Source organism: Polynucleobacter sp. MG-5-Ahmo-C2 (assembly GCF_018687735.1).
Taxonomy (GTDB): Bacteria; Pseudomonadota; Gammaproteobacteria; order Burkholderiales; family Burkholderiaceae; genus Polynucleobacter.
Genome location: NZ_CP061304.1, coordinates 827362 through 843472 on the forward strand (window position 1 = coordinate 827362; position 16111 = coordinate 843472).

General features: G+C 46.0%; 12 protein-coding genes and 1 tRNA gene. 11 read left to right on the top strand and 2 right to left on the bottom strand.

Annotated features, from left to right (window positions below; translation table 11 throughout):
* The first annotated feature begins 15 nt into the window (after nucleotides 1–15).
* The 4 genes from C2740_RS04295 (at nucleotide 16) to C2740_RS04310 (ending at nucleotide 4060) form a co-directional block, all read left to right on the top strand.
* Entirely contained in the window at nucleotides 16–756 is a 741-nt protein-coding gene (locus tag C2740_RS04295) for a 3-ketoacyl-ACP reductase (protein WP_215294159.1), read from the top strand.
* Between the two features lie 117 nt (nucleotides 757–873).
* On the top strand, nucleotides 874–1434 hold the full coding sequence (gene phaR / locus C2740_RS04300) for a polyhydroxyalkanoate synthesis repressor PhaR (RefSeq protein ID WP_215294160.1): 561 nt from the start codon (nucleotides 874–876) through the stop codon (nucleotides 1432–1434).
* A gap of 2 nt (nucleotides 1435–1436) precedes the next feature.
* Nucleotides 1437–2795 carry a 30S ribosomal protein S12 methylthiotransferase RimO gene (gene rimO / locus C2740_RS04305; RefSeq protein ID WP_215294161.1) on the top strand — a complete coding sequence of 453 codons (1359 nt, stop codon included), beginning with the start codon at nucleotides 1437–1439 and terminating at the stop codon, nucleotides 2793–2795.
* A gap of 80 nt (nucleotides 2796–2875) precedes the next feature.
* Nucleotides 2876–4060, top strand: coding sequence for an acetyl-CoA C-acyltransferase family protein (locus tag C2740_RS04310; RefSeq protein WP_215294162.1), 1185 nt, complete (start codon nucleotides 2876–2878; stop codon nucleotides 4058–4060).
* Nucleotides 4061–4116: 56 nt separating this feature from the next.
* Here the strand turns inward: C2740_RS04310 and serB are convergent, their stop codons facing one another.
* Nucleotides 4117–5004, bottom strand: coding sequence for a phosphoserine phosphatase SerB (gene serB, locus C2740_RS04315; RefSeq protein WP_215294163.1), 888 nt, complete (start codon nucleotides 5002–5004; stop codon nucleotides 4117–4119).
* Between the two features lie 23 nt (nucleotides 5005–5027).
* The gene (gene mfd, locus C2740_RS04320) at nucleotides 5028–8570 is read right to left on the bottom strand and encodes a transcription-repair coupling factor (protein WP_215294164.1); all 3543 of its coding nucleotides are present in this window, start codon (nucleotides 8568–8570) and stop codon (nucleotides 5028–5030) included.
* Between the two features lie 23 nt (nucleotides 8571–8593).
* Between mfd and ispD the strand changes: the two genes are divergently transcribed.
* The 7 genes from ispD (at nucleotide 8594) to lon (ending at nucleotide 16084) form a co-directional block, all read left to right on the top strand.
* A complete protein-coding gene (gene ispD / locus C2740_RS04325) occupies nucleotides 8594–9340 on the top strand; it encodes a 2-C-methyl-D-erythritol 4-phosphate cytidylyltransferase (protein ID WP_215294165.1) in 747 nt (248 codons plus the stop codon).
* Between the two features lie 16 nt (nucleotides 9341–9356).
* Nucleotides 9357–9860, top strand: coding sequence for a 2-C-methyl-D-erythritol 2,4-cyclodiphosphate synthase (gene ispF / locus C2740_RS04330; protein ID WP_305849421.1), 504 nt, complete (start codon nucleotides 9357–9359; stop codon nucleotides 9858–9860).
* Between the two features lie 79 nt (nucleotides 9861–9939).
* A tRNA-Leu gene (locus C2740_RS04335) sits at nucleotides 9940–10026 on the top strand.
* A 56-nt stretch (nucleotides 10027–10082) separates the two neighbouring features.
* Nucleotides 10083–11420 carry a trigger factor gene (tig, locus tag C2740_RS04340; protein WP_215294166.1) on the top strand — a complete coding sequence of 446 codons (1338 nt, stop codon included), beginning with the start codon at nucleotides 10083–10085 and terminating at the stop codon, nucleotides 11418–11420.
* Nucleotides 11421–11462: 42 nt separating this feature from the next.
* A complete protein-coding gene (gene clpP, locus C2740_RS04345; protein ID WP_215294167.1) occupies nucleotides 11463–12092 on the top strand; it encodes an ATP-dependent Clp endopeptidase proteolytic subunit ClpP in 630 nt (209 codons plus the stop codon).
* A gap of 19 nt (nucleotides 12093–12111) precedes the next feature.
* The gene (gene clpX, locus C2740_RS04350) at nucleotides 12112–13473 is read left to right on the top strand and encodes an ATP-dependent Clp protease ATP-binding subunit ClpX (RefSeq protein WP_215294168.1); all 1362 of its coding nucleotides are present in this window, start codon (nucleotides 12112–12114) and stop codon (nucleotides 13471–13473) included.
* A 178-nt stretch (nucleotides 13474–13651) separates the two neighbouring features.
* Complete coding sequence (gene lon / locus C2740_RS04355; protein WP_215294169.1) at nucleotides 13652–16084, top strand: endopeptidase La; 2433 nt, start codon at nucleotides 13652–13654, stop codon at nucleotides 16082–16084.
* Nucleotides 16085–16111: the final 27 nt, after the last annotated feature.

Below are 16111 nucleotides of genomic sequence, written 5' to 3' on the forward strand. Positions count from 1 at the left end.
TTAAGGGGGAAATCAATGTCTCAAAAAGTCGCGTACGTAACTGGTGGTATGGGCGGTATTGGTACTGCTATTTGCCAACGTTTAGCAAAAGATGGATTTAAGGTGATCGCTGGTTGCGGTCCAAATTCACCGCGTAAAGATCGATGGATTGCTGAGCAGAAGGCTTTGGGTTATGACTTTATTGCCTCCGAAGGTAATGTCTCTGATTGGGACAGTACTGTTGCTGCTTTCGAGAAGGTAAAGGCTGAAGTGGGCCGCGTCGACGTATTGGTAAACAATGCCGGCATTACGCGCGACAGCGTATTCCGCAAGATGACCCCTGATGCATGGAAGGCTGTGATTGATACCAACTTAAATTCGCTTTTTAACGTTACCAAACAAGTGATCGATGGCATGGTTGAAAACAATTGGGGTCGTGTGATCAATATTTCTTCTGTCAATGGTCAAAAAGGTCAGTTTGGTCAGGCGAACTATTCAACTGCTAAGGCAGGTTTACATGGTTTCACAATGGCCCTGGCACAAGAGGTTGCCACTAAAGGCGTTACTGTGAACACCGTTTCTCCAGGTTACATTGGTACCGATATGGTTAAAGCCATCCGCGAAGATGTTCTTGAGAAGATTGTTGCTGGTATTCCTGTGAAGCGTTTAGGTACTCCTGAAGAAATTGCTTCCATTTGCTGCTGGATTGCTTCTGATGATGGTGGCTATGCAACTGGTGCAGACTTCTCATTAAACGGCGGCATTCACACTGGCTAATACTGCAGTGCAGCATTTCTGCACAATGATTTGGTCGCAACATTGCTTATTTACCTTTGCATCAAACTAGAGATAAACTAGGCTAATGTTGCGTTGCAGTATTCAGTAAGGAAAAAAATGGTTACCCGAACAAAGCGAGCTGGTGAAGACCGCCTCATTAAGAAATACCCCAATCGTCGTCTCTACGATACCCAAACCAGCACCTATGTCACCTTGTCTGACATTAAGGGGTTGGTCATGGGAAATGAAGTTTTCAAAGTGATTGATGCAAAGACGGATGAAGATCTGACTCGCAATATTTTGTTGCAAATTATTCTGGAAGAAGAGGCTGGTGGTGCTCCAGTGTTCTCCTCTCAAATGCTTTCACAAATCATTCGCTTCTATGGCAACTCGATGCAAGGTTTGATGGGTAATTATCTTGAAAAGACAATGCAGTCTTTCGTGGATATTCACAATAAATTAGGTGATCAGACCAAAGGCTTAGGCGCTGGTAGTACGCCTGAAGCTTGGTCGCAAATGATGAATCTTCAAAACCCCCTCATGCAAGGCTTGATGGGGAATTACATGGAGCAGAGCAAAGATTTATTTGTAAAAATGCAAGAGCAATTACAGGGCTCACAAAACCTATTTGGTAATTTTGCGTTTACACCACAACCTACTAAAAACCAAAAAGAATAGTTGTGGCTGGGAAAATTGGTTTTGTATCCTTAGGCTGCCCTAAGGCGCTCGTTGATTCTGAGCTGATTCTCACGCAATTGAGTGCCGAAGGGTATGAGACGGCAAAGGATTATTCAGGTGCTGACTTAGTGGTTGTGAATACCTGCGGATTTATCGACTCTGCGGTAGAAGAAAGTCTTGCTGCGATTGGTGAGGCGCTTGCTGAAAACGGCAAAGTGATTGTCACTGGATGCTTGGGTGCCAAAAAGAATGCTGACGGTAGCGATCTTATACAAAGCATCCATCCTAAAGTGCTTGCAGTGACTGGGCCACATGCTACCGATGAAGTGATGCAGGCAATTCATTTGCACCTGCCAAAACCACACGACCCATTTACAGACTTAGTTCCTCCAGCGGGTGTCAAGCTGACACCAAAACATTATGCTTATCTAAAGATATCTGAGGGCTGTAATCACCGTTGCACTTTCTGCATCATTCCTAGTCTTCGTGGGGATTTGGTATCAAGACCTATTGGCGAGGTATTGCTGGAAGCTAAGCGTTTATTTGAATCTGGTGTGAAAGAGTTATTGGTTGTCTCTCAGGATACGAGTGCTTATGGCGTTGATATTCAATACCGCACAGGTTTTTGGGATGGCAAGCCAGTAAAGACTCGGATGTTTGATTTAGTAAACGCCTTAAATCAGATTGCCCGCGAACATCAAGCATGGGTACGGCTGCATTACGTTTATCCTTACCCGCATGTTGATGACATCTTGCCTCTGATGGCAGAGTTTTCTGAGCATGGCTATGGTGTATTGCCTTATCTTGACATTCCTTTGCAGCATGCACATCCTGATGTTCTGAAAAGAATGAAGCGACCTGCTAGCGGAGAGAAAAATTTAGAACGCATCTTAGCTTGGCGGGCTGCTTGTCCTGATTTGGTTATTCGCAGTACTTTTATTGCAGGATTCCCGGGTGAAACTGAAGCAGAATTTGAGTACTTGCTCAATTTCTTGGATGAGGCACAAATTGATCGCGCAGGATGTTTTGCGTATTCACCTGTCGAGGGTGCAACCGCAAATCAATTGGATAGTCCAGTTCCCGACGCAGTTCGAGAGGATCGCCGTGCGCGTTTCATGGCAAAAGCAGAAGAAATCTCCATTAAGCGTCTTGCCAATAAAATAGGAAAAAGGGTTCAGGTCCTGATTGACCGTGTTGACGAATCTGGTGGAATTGGCAGAACCATTGGGGATGCCCCTGAAATTGATGGTCTGGTGAGGGTTTTGCCGCCGACTAAGCCCTCAAAGCGCTATCGCACAGGCGAAATCATTCGTGCAACGGTTATTAGCTCCCAAGGGCATGACCTAATAGCGGAAACTTGACGATTGCTATAAAAATAATGTTTGCGTCATTCATTTAGTACAAATTCAGCCCAATTTTGGGCTCGTCTAAGGGGATTTTTATGAGTCGTGATGTCGTTGTCTTAAGTGCAGTACGTTCCGCTATTGGCGCCTTCAATGGCTCCCTCAGTAGCTTTGAGCCTTCCGAGCTCGGCGGTATTGTGATGAAAGAAGCAGTTGCCCGCTCTGGTGTAGACCCCGCCTTGATCAATTATGTAACTGTTGGAAACACCATCCCAACGGATAGTCGTTACGCTTACGTTGCTCGCGTTGCCGCGATTCAAGCTGGTTTGCCAATGGAATCTGTAGCCATGGCCTTGAACCGTTTATGTAGCTCTGGCCTACAGGCAATTGTGACTACTGCGCAGCAAATCATGTTGGGTGACTGCGATTACGGTGTTGGCGGTGGTGTTGAAGTCATGTCGCGCGGTATGTATGGTTCGCCAGCGATGCGCAGTGGTGCTCGTATGGGTGATACCAAAATGCTTGACTTGATGGTTGCTGTATTGACCGATCCATTTGGCGTTGGTCATATGGGTGTTACTGCAGAGAACCTCGTTGAAAAATGGAAGCTGACTCGTGAAGAGCAAGACGCATTGGCAGTGGAATCACACCGTCGTGCTGCTAACGCAATTAAAGAAGGTCGCTTCAAATCCCAAATTGTTCCAATTACCATTAAGTCTCGCAAGGGCGATGTCGTATTTGATACTGACGAACATTGCAAACCAGATACCACTATGGAAACTCTGGGCAAGATGAAAGCTGTATTTAAGAAAGAGGGTGGCTCTGTTACTGCAGGTAACGCCTCTGGTATTAACGATGGTGCAGCGTTCTTTGTATTGGCTGATGCAGAAACTGCCAAGAAGGCTGGTCATAAGCCAATCGCACGTTTAGTGTCCTATGCGGTGGCTGGTGTTCCGAACCATATCATGGGCGAAGGTCCAATACCCGCAACTAAGCTTGCTCTTGAGCGTGCTGGCCTCAAGTTAGATCAAATGGATGTGATTGAATCCAACGAAGCATTTGCTGCGCAAGCCTTGGCAGTGACTAAAGGTCTTGGTTTAGATCCAGCCAAAACGAACGTGAACGGTGGTGCGATTGCTTTGGGTCACCCTATTGGTTGCTCTGGCGCTGCTATTGCCACTAAAGCCATCCATGAATTGCAACGTGTTCAAGGTAAATATGCTTTGGTAACGATGTGTATTGGCGGCGGTCAAGGTATTGCTACTATTTTTGAGCGTCTGTAATAAAAGCTGGGGTAAAGACTCAGAACGATTTGCGATTGATCTCTTTGGTTAAATGCTCAAGAGATCAGTAGTAAAGCAGCATCCAAGCCGACTCGGTCAAAAGCCGCGTCGGCTTTTTCTTTGACGACTGGTTTTGCTTTATAGGCAACACTAATGCCTGAGCCATTCATCATGATGAGGTCATTTGCGCCATCACCCATCGTGATTGCATTTACTTTAGCGCATCCCAACAAGCGACAAGCTTCATCGAGATAGGCTGCCTTAGCAGCGCCATCGACAATATCGCCAAGCACTTTGCCCGTCAACTTGCCACCGATGATTTCTAAGGTATTGGCTTGTGATTGCTTAAAGCCGAGTTGTTCGCGAAGTTTTTCTGTAAAAAAGGTGAAGCCACCAGATACTAAAAGAGTGTAAAGACCGCGTGCACTTGCTCCTGCCAACAGTTCTTGGGCACCAGGATTTGGCTGCAAGCGTTCTCGATAAACTGCTTCTAGCGAGTCAACGGACACTCCTTCTAGTAGGGCAACACGACGCCGCAAGCTTTCTTTAAAGTCTTTAATCTCACCACGCATCGTTGCTTCGGTAATTTGTGCAACTGCAGATTTTTTTCCGCTAAAGTCGGCAATCTCATCAATACATTCAATGTTGATTAACGTTGAATCCATATCCATCGCCAGCACTTTGATGTCAGCAGGCTTGAGCTCGGGATTTAAGAAGCAGAGGTCGCTATTAAATTTTGCTGCAATGGAGCGCAGATGTTCCCTTTGGGCAATATCTAATAATTGATTCAATTCCCAACGCTCAGAATGGTAGGTGCCATTGGAGATTTGTCCGACTATCGAATCTACGGACACTCCATATTGATTGGCTTGCTTCTGAAGTTCAAAGACTAGCTTTTCGGAGATTGGCTCTTTAGAGAGGGCAACAAGAGTTTGCTTGGACATAACTTAATAATAAAGGCGAATGATTAATTGGCTTTAGCAGGGCTCAGCATGGCAGATTCATTCAGGCGGCGCAATACTTGGCGAATTGCATCTAATCGCTGCTCAAGTTTTTCGAATTCCCGATCTTTTTGGGGTAATACTTTGAGCTTATCTTGGCCGTTGAGTTGAATGTGTTTAGAGCTCTGAATCAGCTGAATGATCTTGAGTGGGTCAATAGGTGGATTTGGGATAAATTGAATTTGTATTGATGTTGCTATGGCATCAATCTTTTTAATGCCAAAGCCGGCCATCTCCAGGCGGAGTCGATGCGTTTCGTAAAATGATTTAGCCTGATCGGGAAGATCCCCAAAGCGATCTACCAATTCTTCCCGTAAGCCCATGAGCTCTGAGAAATCATTTGTACCGGCAAAGCGCTTATACAAAGAGAGGCGCTCATGCACATCCGGACAATAGTCATTCGGAAGCAAGGCCGGGACACCGAGATTAACGTCGGTAGTTGCTTGTAATGGTGCAAGTAAATCAGGTTCCTTACCGCTTCGCAAAGACTTGACTGCTCTATTGAGCATCTCTGTATAAAGTTGAAAACCAATCTCATGAATTTCACCAGATTGTTTATCACCTAAGACTTCGCCAGCACCCCGAATCTCTAGGTCATGCATAGCCAAATAGAAGCCTGACCCAAGCTCTTCCATGGCCTGAATGGCATTGAGGCGCAACTGGGCTTGTTTGCTTAAGGCCTCTGGATCGGGAACGAGCAGGTAAGCATAGGCTTGGTGATGTGAGCGACCAACACGACCGCGTAGTTGGTGTAGTTGGGCTAAGCCAAACTTATCGGCACGATGCATGATGATGGTATTGGCAGTTGGTACATCAATACCAGTTTCAATAATGGTCGTGCACAACAAAATATTAGTTCTTTGGGTAACGAATTCGCGCATGACAGACTCAAGTTCACGCTCATGCATTTGACCGTGAGCGACACTAATACTTGCTTCTGGAATCAGCTCTTGTAGTGCGTGTTTACGATTCTGAATAGTTTCCACTTCATTGTGAAGAAAGTAGACTTGGCCGCCACGTTTGATTTCTCGAAGAACTGCTTCGCGAATAACGCCATCACCCTCCCGGCGTACAAATGTTTTAATCGCGAGACGTTTCTGAGGTGCGGTAGCAATAATAGAAAATTCGCGTAAGCCCTCCATGGCCATTCCCAAGGTTCTGGGTATTGGTGTGGCAGTCAAGGTGAGGATATCAACTTCGGCCCGTAAGGCCTTTAGAGCATCTTTTTGGCGGACGCCAAAGCGATGTTCTTCATCCACAATCACCAAACCGAGATTTGCAAACTGTGTTTCCTTGGAGAGTAGCTTGTGGGTTCCAATAATGATGTCAGCTTCGCCCTTGGCAATTGCTTCTAATGCAGCATTGATTTCTTTGGTAGTTTTAAAGCGTGAGAGTTCAACAATTCGAACGGGCCAATCGGCAAATCGATCCTTCCAAGTGGCAACATGCTGTTCGGCGAGTAAGGTAGTCGGCGCAAGAATAGCAACTTGCTTGCCACCCATGACTGCAACAAAACTAGCCCTTAGCGCAACCTCAGTTTTACCAAAGCCAACATCACCGCAAACCAAGCGGTCCATCGGCGTACCGCTCGTCATATCGCCAATCACTGCAGCAATTGCATTTGCTTGATCGGGAGTTTCTTCAAAGCCAAAGCTTTCAGCAAAAGCGGCGTAATCGTGGGCTGAAAATTCAAAGGCATGGCCTTTACGGATTGCTCTTGCAGCATAGAGCCCAAGGAGTTCGGCAGCAGTATCCCGAATTTGTTGAGCTGCTTTGCGTTTGGCTTTATCCCATTGTCCAGACCCTAGCTGATGAAGCGGTGCTGAATCTGGGTCAGATCCAGCATAGCGCGTTACCATTTGCAATTGTTGAACGGGGACATACAGGGTTGCTTCACCTGCATACTGAAGATGGAGAAACTCTTCAAAAATGGGTGCTTCTTTAGGGGGAGCTAAATTGAGAAGTACCAAGCCCTGATAGCGCCCAATACCGTGTTCAGCATGTACTACAGGGTCACCAATCTTGAGCTCTGACAAATCCTTAAAGAGCATGTCAGGGTCGGCACTCTCGGATGCTTTACCCTTGCGCCTTTGCCTTGCGGTTGCAGTAAATAATTCTGTCTCGGTAATGATGATGAGGTTTTGGGCCGGCCAGGAGAAACCATTAAAGAGTGGGGCAGTTGTTATTCCAAATAAGGAGTCACTCTTAATAAAGTCGGCAACCGTTTCAAAGCCTTCGGGTTTTAGCTCATAAAGGGGTTTGCCATCTAGGCCAGCAACAGAGTTGCTTTCTTCAAATAATTGTCGAATTGATTCTTTGCGACCAGCGCTATCGCTACAAATTAGAATGCGTACTTTCTCATTTGCTGTTAATTTTCGTAAACCGCTTACTGGATCAGCGTCGCGACGATGAACTGCAATATCTGGGACCGGAAGAAACTGCGCAGCTTCGTTAGTTTCTTTTTCTAGGGAGAGGCGAGCATGTGGTTTTGCAGTAGAGAAGAATTCATCAACATCCAGAAATAATTCTTTTGGCGGAAGAATGGGTCTATCAAGATCATGTTTGAGAAACTCATAACGTGAGAGAGTGTCTTTCCAAAAGCTTCGTATCGCATCCTCAATATCGCCGGTGCTGATAATCCATACCGGATCGCCTGATCTTGGGAAATAATCGAATACGCTTGATTGTTCCTCAAAGAACATAGGTAGATAGGACTCTATGCCTGCGCTAGGGATGCCTAAGTTCGCATCCTTGTAGATGGAGCAGCGGGTGGGGTCTCCTTCAAAGACTTCTCGCCAACGGCCTCTGAATGCCGTGCGAGCCTCATCATTAAAGGGAAATTCATGCCCCGGAAGAAGGCGAACCTCTTTGACGGGATAGAGACTTCTCTGGGTGTCCGGGTCAAACGAACGAATCTGCTCGATTTCATCGCCAAATAAATCTAAGCGATAGGGCAGAGTAGAGCCCATTGGAAATAGATCAATCAGTCCACCGCGAATGCTGTATTCACCCGGACGCATGACTGCACTTACAGGATCATAGCCAGCCTGTTGGAGTTGTAGTTTTAGCGCTGCCTCATTGAGTCTGTCTCCCTGCCTAAAGAAAAAGGTATGCCCTGATAAGAAGTTTGGTGGCCCCAATCTTTGCAGTGCCGTGGTTACAGGGACCAGAACTATATCGCAGCTACCATTCAGAAGCTCATAGAGGGTTGCTAAACGCTCAGACACTAAGTCTTGATGCGGGGAGAAATGGTCGTACGGAAGAATTTCCCAGTCAGGCAAAAGACGTGTTTTGAGCTGTGGAGCAAAGGCCGGAATTTCTTCTAAAAGTCTTTGGGCTTCTTGTGCCTGTGCACAGAAGATCACCATGACTGAAAAATCCTTGCGATAGTGCAGGGCGGTTTGGGCTATCAGAGCAGCGTCAGCCGAGCCTACCAGCCCCGAAAAGGTAAAGCGCTGCCCAGCCCGCGGAGCGGGTATGGGGGGTACTAGATTTAATCCATCAGACATCTACGCTCATTATAGAATCAGGCATGAGCTCAGGAAATCAATCCAAGAAGAAATGCCATGCGCTTCTGCCAACTGCAGGAACAGGATCTCGCTTAGGTGGTGATTTACCTAAACAGTTCCAGCAATTAGCTGGCAGGCCTATGCTGGCTTATGCCATAGACGCTTTTATGCAGTCTCCCCTCATTGAATCCATCTGGATAGGTGTCGCACCGGGTTTTATTGATAACCCCATTTTGAAAACCCTTACCAAAGGCAGCAAGCCAATTCATTTCTTGCCTACTGGTGGCCTTACCCGTCAAGAGACCGTTTGCAACACTCTTGCAGCATTACTCAAATCCGGCATGCCAGAAGATGATTGGGTCCTAGTTCACGATGCAGCTAGGCCTGGTATTACACCTGCACTCATTCAAAAATTGATTGACCTGGTACTAGCCACTGATGTGGGTGGTTTGTTGGCTGTTCCTTTGGCGGATACTTTGAAGCAAGCGGATTTGGATTCTGTTATTGCGGGCAACATGCCCCATGTAGAGAAAACCATTCCACGCGAACACTTATGGCAGGCTCAAACCCCTCAAATGTTTGGCCTGAAGAAATTGCATGCTGCTCTTGAAGATGCTATTCGATTAGAGGCTGACGTCACTGATGAAGCAAGTGCTATGGAGTTGGGGGGAATGAGGCCATTATTAATTGAAGGCGCAACTCGGAACTTTAAGGTAACCCATCCTGCTGATTGGGAGTTGATGCAACTACTTTTATCAAACAACAAGTAATCAATCAAGAGTTCATATGACACCAAGTAACACTTACGTTCCACTGTTTCGTATTGGTCAGGGTTATGACATCCATGCTTTGGTGGCTGATCGCAAGCTCATCCTTGGCGGAGTGCATGTGCCGCATGAAAAAGGTTTATTGGGCCACTCTGATGCTGACGCCTTACTCCACGCATTAACTGATGCTTTGTTAGGTGCAGCAGGGTTAAATGATATTGGGCAGTTATTTCCGGACACTGATCCAAAATTCAAAGACATGGATAGTCGAATCTTGCTCCGCGCAGCTTTGCAAAAGGTTCAGGCGGCAGGCTTTCAGGTTGGGAATGTCGATGCCACCATTATTTGCCAGAAGCCAAAATTGGCTGATTATTTGCCTGAAATGGTCAGAAATATCGCTGCTGACCTCTTGGTGACCCCTAGCCACGTAAACCTGAAGGCTAAAACCAATGAATCTCTAGGTCACCTGGGAAGGGGTGAGGGCGTTGCAGTGCACGCTGTTGCATTGCTCTACAAGGCCTAAAGATCCTCGAAGACCCCAAGCATTGTAGAATTACGGTCTTTAGAGTGAAGTTTAAGCGTGGCAGTGTTTGCGGATATTCGCGAGGATGGCGAAATTGGTAGACGCACCAGGTTTAGGTCCTGACGCCAGAAATGGTGTGGGGGTTCGAGTCCCCCTCCTCGCACCACAAGATTGCTACTTGGCTTGGACTTCACATACCCTGATTTCAATATAGAGACGAGAATGGCTGTGCAGATAGAAAATTTAGGTTCGTTAGACCGCAAGATGACTTTGGAATTCGCTCGTGCCGATTTGGCAAAAGCGCGCGACGCCCGTTTGGCTCAAGTTGCTAAGACCATGAAAGTGGCTGGCTTCCGCCCAGGCAAAGTACCAAAGAACATGGTTGAGAAACAGTACGGTATGCAAGTTGATTTCGAACTTCAGTTTGATAAAGCTTCTGAACTGTTTTACGAGCAAAGCAAAAAAGAAGGCATTGCACTAGCAGGCCAACCACGTCTCGAGCCAAAGAGTGAATTAGATGCAGACCAGATTGTTTTTGATGCATTCTTTGAAGTCCTCCCAGAGGTAAAGATTGGCGACTTCTCAACAGCAGAAGTGACCAAATATACAACTGATATCGGTGATGCTGAAATTGATCGCGCAATTGATGTATTGCGTAAGCAGCAGGTTCACTACCATCCTCGTGGCGAGGCAGGTGCCCATGGTGATGGCGGCTCTAATACAGCAGCCCAAAATGGCGACCAGGTTGTGATCGATTTTGTTGGCAAGATTGATGGCGTTGAATTTGCTGGCGGTAAAGCTGAGAACTTTGAATATGTTTTGGGTGAAGGTCGTATGTTGCCTGAATTCGAGGCTGCAACCCTGGGCCTCAAACCGGGCGAGAGTAAATCATTTCCCTTGAGCTTTCCGGCTGACTACCATGGTAAAGACGTAGCTGGTAAAACGGCTGAGTTCACTATCACTGTCAAAGCCGTGAACTGGGCACACATGCCAGTAGTTGATGATGCATTTGCATTGTCTATGGGTGTTACAGAAGGTGGTGTTGCAAAAATGCGCGCAGAAGTGAAAGAAAACTTAGATCGCGAAGTGAAGCGTCGCATCACTTCCTTGATGAAAAATGAGGTTATGGAGAAACTCAATACTTTGTGTGAGCTTGAAGTTCCCAAGTCTTTGGTATCTTCTGAGCAAGAGCGTTTGGTTGAGAGTGCCCGTCAAGATTTAATGCAACGTGGTGTACCAAATGCCAAGGATGCCCCCATTCCAACTGAACTATTTGCAGAGCAGGCGCTTAAGCGTGTACGCCTAGGCTTGATTCTGAGTGAATTGGTTAAAAAAGAAAGTTTGGCTGCTACTGCAGATCAAATCAAGGCTGAAATTGATGAGCAAGCTGCTACTTATGAAGATCCAAAAGAGGTTGTTCGTTGGTTCTATAGCAACCCAAGTCGCCTTAAAGACATCGAAAACCTGGTTCTTGAAGATAATGTGATTAAGCATTTCACATCGCTTGCCAAAGTAGGCGATAAGGCGATAAGCTTTGAAGAGCTAAGCAAGCTAAACTAAGTCTCAATAGCTATTAATCTACCCCAAATAGGATACTTATCAATGAGCCAGAACCATTTTCAGTCTGAAAACATAGAGCCAAAAGGTTTGGGCTTGGTTCCAATGGTGATTGAAACCTCTGGCAGAGGCGAGCGCGCTTATGACATTTATTCGCGTCTATTAAGAGAGCGGGTTGTTTTCTTGGTGGGTGAGGTTAATGATCAGACTGCTAACTTAGTGATTGCGCAGTTATTGTTTCTTGAGAGCGAGAATCCTGATAAAGAGATTTCTCTTTATATCAACTCACCTGGCGGTTCTGTATCTGCAGGGCTTGCCATATACGACACCATGCAGTTCATCAAGCCACACGTGAGCACCTTGTGTATGGGTATGGCCGCTAGTATGGGCGCGTTTTTATTGTGTGCTGGTGAAAAAGGTAAGCGATATGCCTTGCCAAATTCACGCGTGATGATCCATCAGCCATTGGGCGGAGCGCGTGGTCAAGCCTCTGATATTGAAATTCAAGCCCGTGAAATTTTGTACTTGCGTGAGCGTCTGAATAAGATTTTGTCTGAGCGCACTGGCCAATCGATTGAGACCATTGCAAAAGACACCGACCGTGATAACTTTATGTCTGCTGAACAAGCCCGTGAATACGGCTTGATTGACAAGGTTATCGAGAAGCGTCCTTAATACTTATATAGAGCATACTTTGAGCGATACGAGCACTCCAAGCACATCAGATAAAGTTTTGTATTGCTCCTTTTGTGGAAAAAGTCAGCATGAGGTCAAGAAGTTAATTGCAGGCCCGTCTGTATTTATTTGCGATGAGTGTATTGACCTTTGCACGGACATTATTCAAGAAGAAATTGCCAAACTTCCGAAGGAGGGCGGCGATGATTCTTTACCAACGCCTCACCAGATCAGGGAAAATCTCGATCAGTATGTGATTGGTCAAGATCATGCCAAGAAGACCTTGGCGGTTGCTGTCTACAACCATTACAAGCGCCTGCAATATTTGCCCAAGCCTAAAAAAGAGAGGCTGGACAAGGACGGTAAGCCAGCTGAAGTGGTAGATAAAAAGGAATCTAAGTTACCTGCTAAGGCAATGGTTGACGGTGTTGAGTTGGCTAAGAGTAATATTTTGCTGATCGGGCCAACTGGTTCTGGTAAGACGCTCTTGGCGCAAACATTAGCGCGCATGCTTGATGTACCGTTTGTCATGGCTGACGCAACTACCTTGACTGAAGCTGGTTATGTTGGCGAAGACGTTGAAAATATTATTCAAAAGTTACTGCAAGCTTGCGACTACAACGTAGAAAAAGCGCAACGCGGCATTGTATATATTGATGAGATCGATAAGATCTCGCGTAAGTCAGATAATCCCTCCATTACTCGCGATGTTTCAGGTGAAGGTGTCCAACAGGCCTTATTGAAGTTAGTTGAAGGCACCATGGCAGCTGTGCCACCTCAAGGTGGGCGTAAGCACCCTAACCAAGATTTCTTGCAAGTTGATACTACGAATATTCTATTTATTTGTGGTGGTGCTTTTGATGGTCTTGAAAAGGTGATTCAGCAACGCACAGCCAAGACGGGCATTGGATTCAATGCATCAGTTCCTGGCAAGGATGATCGTGGTGTGAGTGATTTATTGATTGAGGTTGAGCCAGAAGATTTAATCAAGTTTGGCCTGATTCCTGAGTTGATTGGTCGTTTGCCGGTGGTGGCAACTTTGGCACAATTGGATGAAGAGGCTTTGATTCAGATTCTGACTGAGCCTAAGAATGCCCTAGTGAAGCAATACCAGGCATTGCTCACGATGGAAGGGGCTGAGTTAGAGGTGCGTCAAGCCGCTTTAGCCGCTATCGCCAAGAAGGCCATTGCTCGTAAAACGGGTGCACGAGGTCTCAGATCTATTCTTGAGGGCTCTTTGATGGATGTCATGTATGACTTGCCATCTCTCAAGAATGTCCAAAAGGTAGTTATAGACGACAGCAGTATCGCAGAGGGTGGAAAGCCCTTATTGGTCTACAAGCAAGATCCAGAGCAAGCGGATTTAAGCAAAAAAGCCTAAATACTTAGGGTTTTTGCTATTTTCGGGGCATTTTTGCCCGTTTTTTGTACTTTTCCCCCTTGAATTTTCAAAAGAGTGACCCATATAGGTAGTATGCTACTCATGAATAATGTCTCTATTTAGTGGTGCATTACTTTTAGAGACTTTTGAGGATTGACTACTTTGGAGGATTTGCCCTATGCCTGGCCACTTATTACTACCCTCTGAACCGATTCAGCTACCTTTGCTCCCATTGCGGGATGTTGTTGTCTTCCCTCATATGGTGATCCCTTTATTTGTGGGTCGCCCTAAGTCGATTAAAGCTTTAGAAGCTGCCATGGAAACTGGCAAAAATGTTTTACTGGTTGCTCAAAAGACAGCGGCCAAGGATGAACCTGGTATTGAAGATCTGTATGAGGTTGGTTGCATTGCCAACATCTTGCAAATGCTGAAGCTTCCAGATGGTACCGTTAAGGTCCTGGTAGAAGGCGTGCAGCGTGCTGAAGTGAGTCAAATTGAAGACAGCATGGGTTACTTTAATTGTGAAGCTACTCCAACTGCTATTGACGCGATTGATGCGCATGAGACTGAAGCTTTGCGCCGTGCCATCATGGCTCAGTTTGATCAGTACGTAAAACTTAATAAAAAAGTTCCACAAGAAATATTGTCTTCGCTTGGCGGCATTGATGACCCAAGCCGCTTAGCCGATACCATTTGTGCGCATTTGCCAGTCAAACTAGAACAGAAGCAACGTTTGTTAGAAATGACTGATGTAGTGCAGCGTTTAGAAAGTCTTTTAGCCGATCTTGAAAGCGAGATTGATATCTTGCAAGTGGAGAAGCGCATTCGTGGACGTGTTAAACGTCAAATGGAAAAGAGTCAGCGCGAGTACTACCTTAACGAGCAAGTGAAAGCAATTCAAAAAGAATTAGGCGAGGGTGAAGAGGGCGCCGATCTCGAGGAACTTGAGAAACGTATTAAAGCTGCTCGGATGCCAAAAGAGGCTTTGAAAAAAGCTGAATCTGAGCTGAAGAAATTAAAGTTGATGTCACCGATGTCTGCTGAGGCTACAGTGATTCGAAACTTTATCGATACTTTGGTGAATCTTCCATGGAAGAAAAAAACCAAGATTAATAATGACCTCACCAATGCGGAAAAAGTATTGGATGAAGATCACTATGGCTTAGATAAGGTTAAAGAACGTATTTTGGAGTACCTCGCAGTTCAACAACGTGTTGATCGTGTGAAGGCGCCGATTCTTTGCTTGGTAGGGCCTCCTGGCGTCGGTAAGACTTCCTTGGGCCAGTCAATTGCCCGTGCGACCAATCGTAAGTTTGTGCGTATGGCATTGGGTGGTGTACGTGATGAGTCCGAGATTCGTGGACATCGTCGTACTTATATCGGTTCGATGCCAGGTAAGATTTTGACAAGTCTTACCAAAGTGGGTGTCCGCAATCCATTATTCCTTTTGGATGAAGTGGATAAGATGGGCATGGATTTCCGTGGTGATCCTGCGAGCGCCTTGTTGGAAGTTTTAGACCCTGAGCAAAATCACACCTTCCAAGATCACTATGTTGAAGTTGACTTTGATCTATCGGATGTGATGTTCGTTGCAACCTCTAACTCGCTTAATATTCCAGGCCCTTTATTGGATCGCTTGGAAATTATCCGTTTGGCTGGTTACACGGAAGACGAAAAAACTAGCATTGCTATCAATTACCTCATTCCCAAGCAAATTAAAAATAATGGCTTGAAAAAGGATGAGTTAAAGATTGAAGAGAGTGCAGTACGCAACATCATTCGTTACTACACCCGCGAAGCAGGTGTGCGCTCTCTAGAAAGAGAAATCAGCAAGATCTGCCGTAAGGTTGTCAAGCTTTTACTCCTGAAAAAAGAGGCCGCCCCAGTTGTAGTGAACGCTGATAACCTTGAGAAATTCTTATCCGTTCGTATGTATGACTTTGGTTTGGCAGGTAAAGAAAACCAAGTAGGCCAAGTAACGGGCTTAGCCTGGACTGAGGTGGGTGGAGATCTATTAACCATTGAGGCTGCAGTAATGCCAGGTAAAGGTGTCATTACACGTACAGGCTCCATCGGTGATGTCATGAAAGAGTCTGTCGAGGCTGCACGTACTGTTGTTCGCTCTAGATCAAAACGGCTTGGCATTACGGATGAGGCATTTGAGAAGAAAGATATTCACATTCACTTCCCAGATGGCGCAACCCCTAAAGATGGTCCCTCTGCTGGTATTGCGATTACCACCGCCTTAGTTTCTGTTTTCACGGGAATTCCGATTCGCTCTGATGTTGCAATGACCGGTGAGATCACTTTGCGAGGTGAGGTTCTTCCGATTGGCGGCTTGAAAGAGAAGCTTTTGGCGGCGCACCGTGGCGGCATCAAATTAGCGTTGATACCAGAAGAGAATGTGAAGGATTTGATTGATATTCCGGATAACGTCAAGAACGCAATTGAAATTATTCCTGTGCGCTGGATTGATAAGGTTCTAGAGCTTGCGTTGGAACGTATGCCAGAAGCATTGCCAGAGCCAACACCCGAAGAGCTTGCTAAAAAGGCATCTGAAGTCAGTAAAGTGAGCGAGAAGATATCCTCAGGAGAAGTTCTCAAGCACTGAATGTAGATGGGTTTTCCGTCTTATCTG

Excerpts from the sequence above, each read along its gene's own strand:
- ispD (WP_215294165.1), top strand. The coding sequence starts at position 8,594 with ATGAGCTCAGGAAATCAATCCAAGAAGAAATGCCATGCGCTTCTGCCA.
- serB (WP_215294163.1), bottom strand. The coding sequence starts at position 5,004 with ATGTCCAAGCAAACTCTTGTTGCCCTCTCTAAAGAGCCAATCTCCGAA.
- C2740_RS04310 (WP_215294162.1), top strand. The coding sequence starts at position 2,876 with ATGAGTCGTGATGTCGTTGTCTTAAGTGCAGTACGTTCCGCTATTGGC.
- tig (WP_215294166.1), top strand. The coding sequence starts at position 10,083 with ATGGCTGTGCAGATAGAAAATTTAGGTTCGTTAGACCGCAAGATGACT.
- clpP (WP_215294167.1), top strand. The coding sequence starts at position 11,463 with ATGAGCCAGAACCATTTTCAGTCTGAAAACATAGAGCCAAAAGGTTTG.
- lon (WP_215294169.1), top strand. The coding sequence starts at position 13,652 with ATGCCTGGCCACTTATTACTACCCTCTGAACCGATTCAGCTACCTTTG.
- phaR (WP_215294160.1), top strand. The coding sequence starts at position 874 with ATGGTTACCCGAACAAAGCGAGCTGGTGAAGACCGCCTCATTAAGAAA.
- C2740_RS04295 (WP_215294159.1), top strand. The coding sequence starts at position 16 with ATGTCTCAAAAAGTCGCGTACGTAACTGGTGGTATGGGCGGTATTGGT.
- ispF (WP_305849421.1), top strand. The coding sequence starts at position 9,357 with ATGACACCAAGTAACACTTACGTTCCACTGTTTCGTATTGGTCAGGGT.
- mfd (WP_215294164.1), bottom strand. The coding sequence starts at position 8,570 with ATGTCTGATGGATTAAATCTAGTACCCCCCATACCCGCTCCGCGGGCT.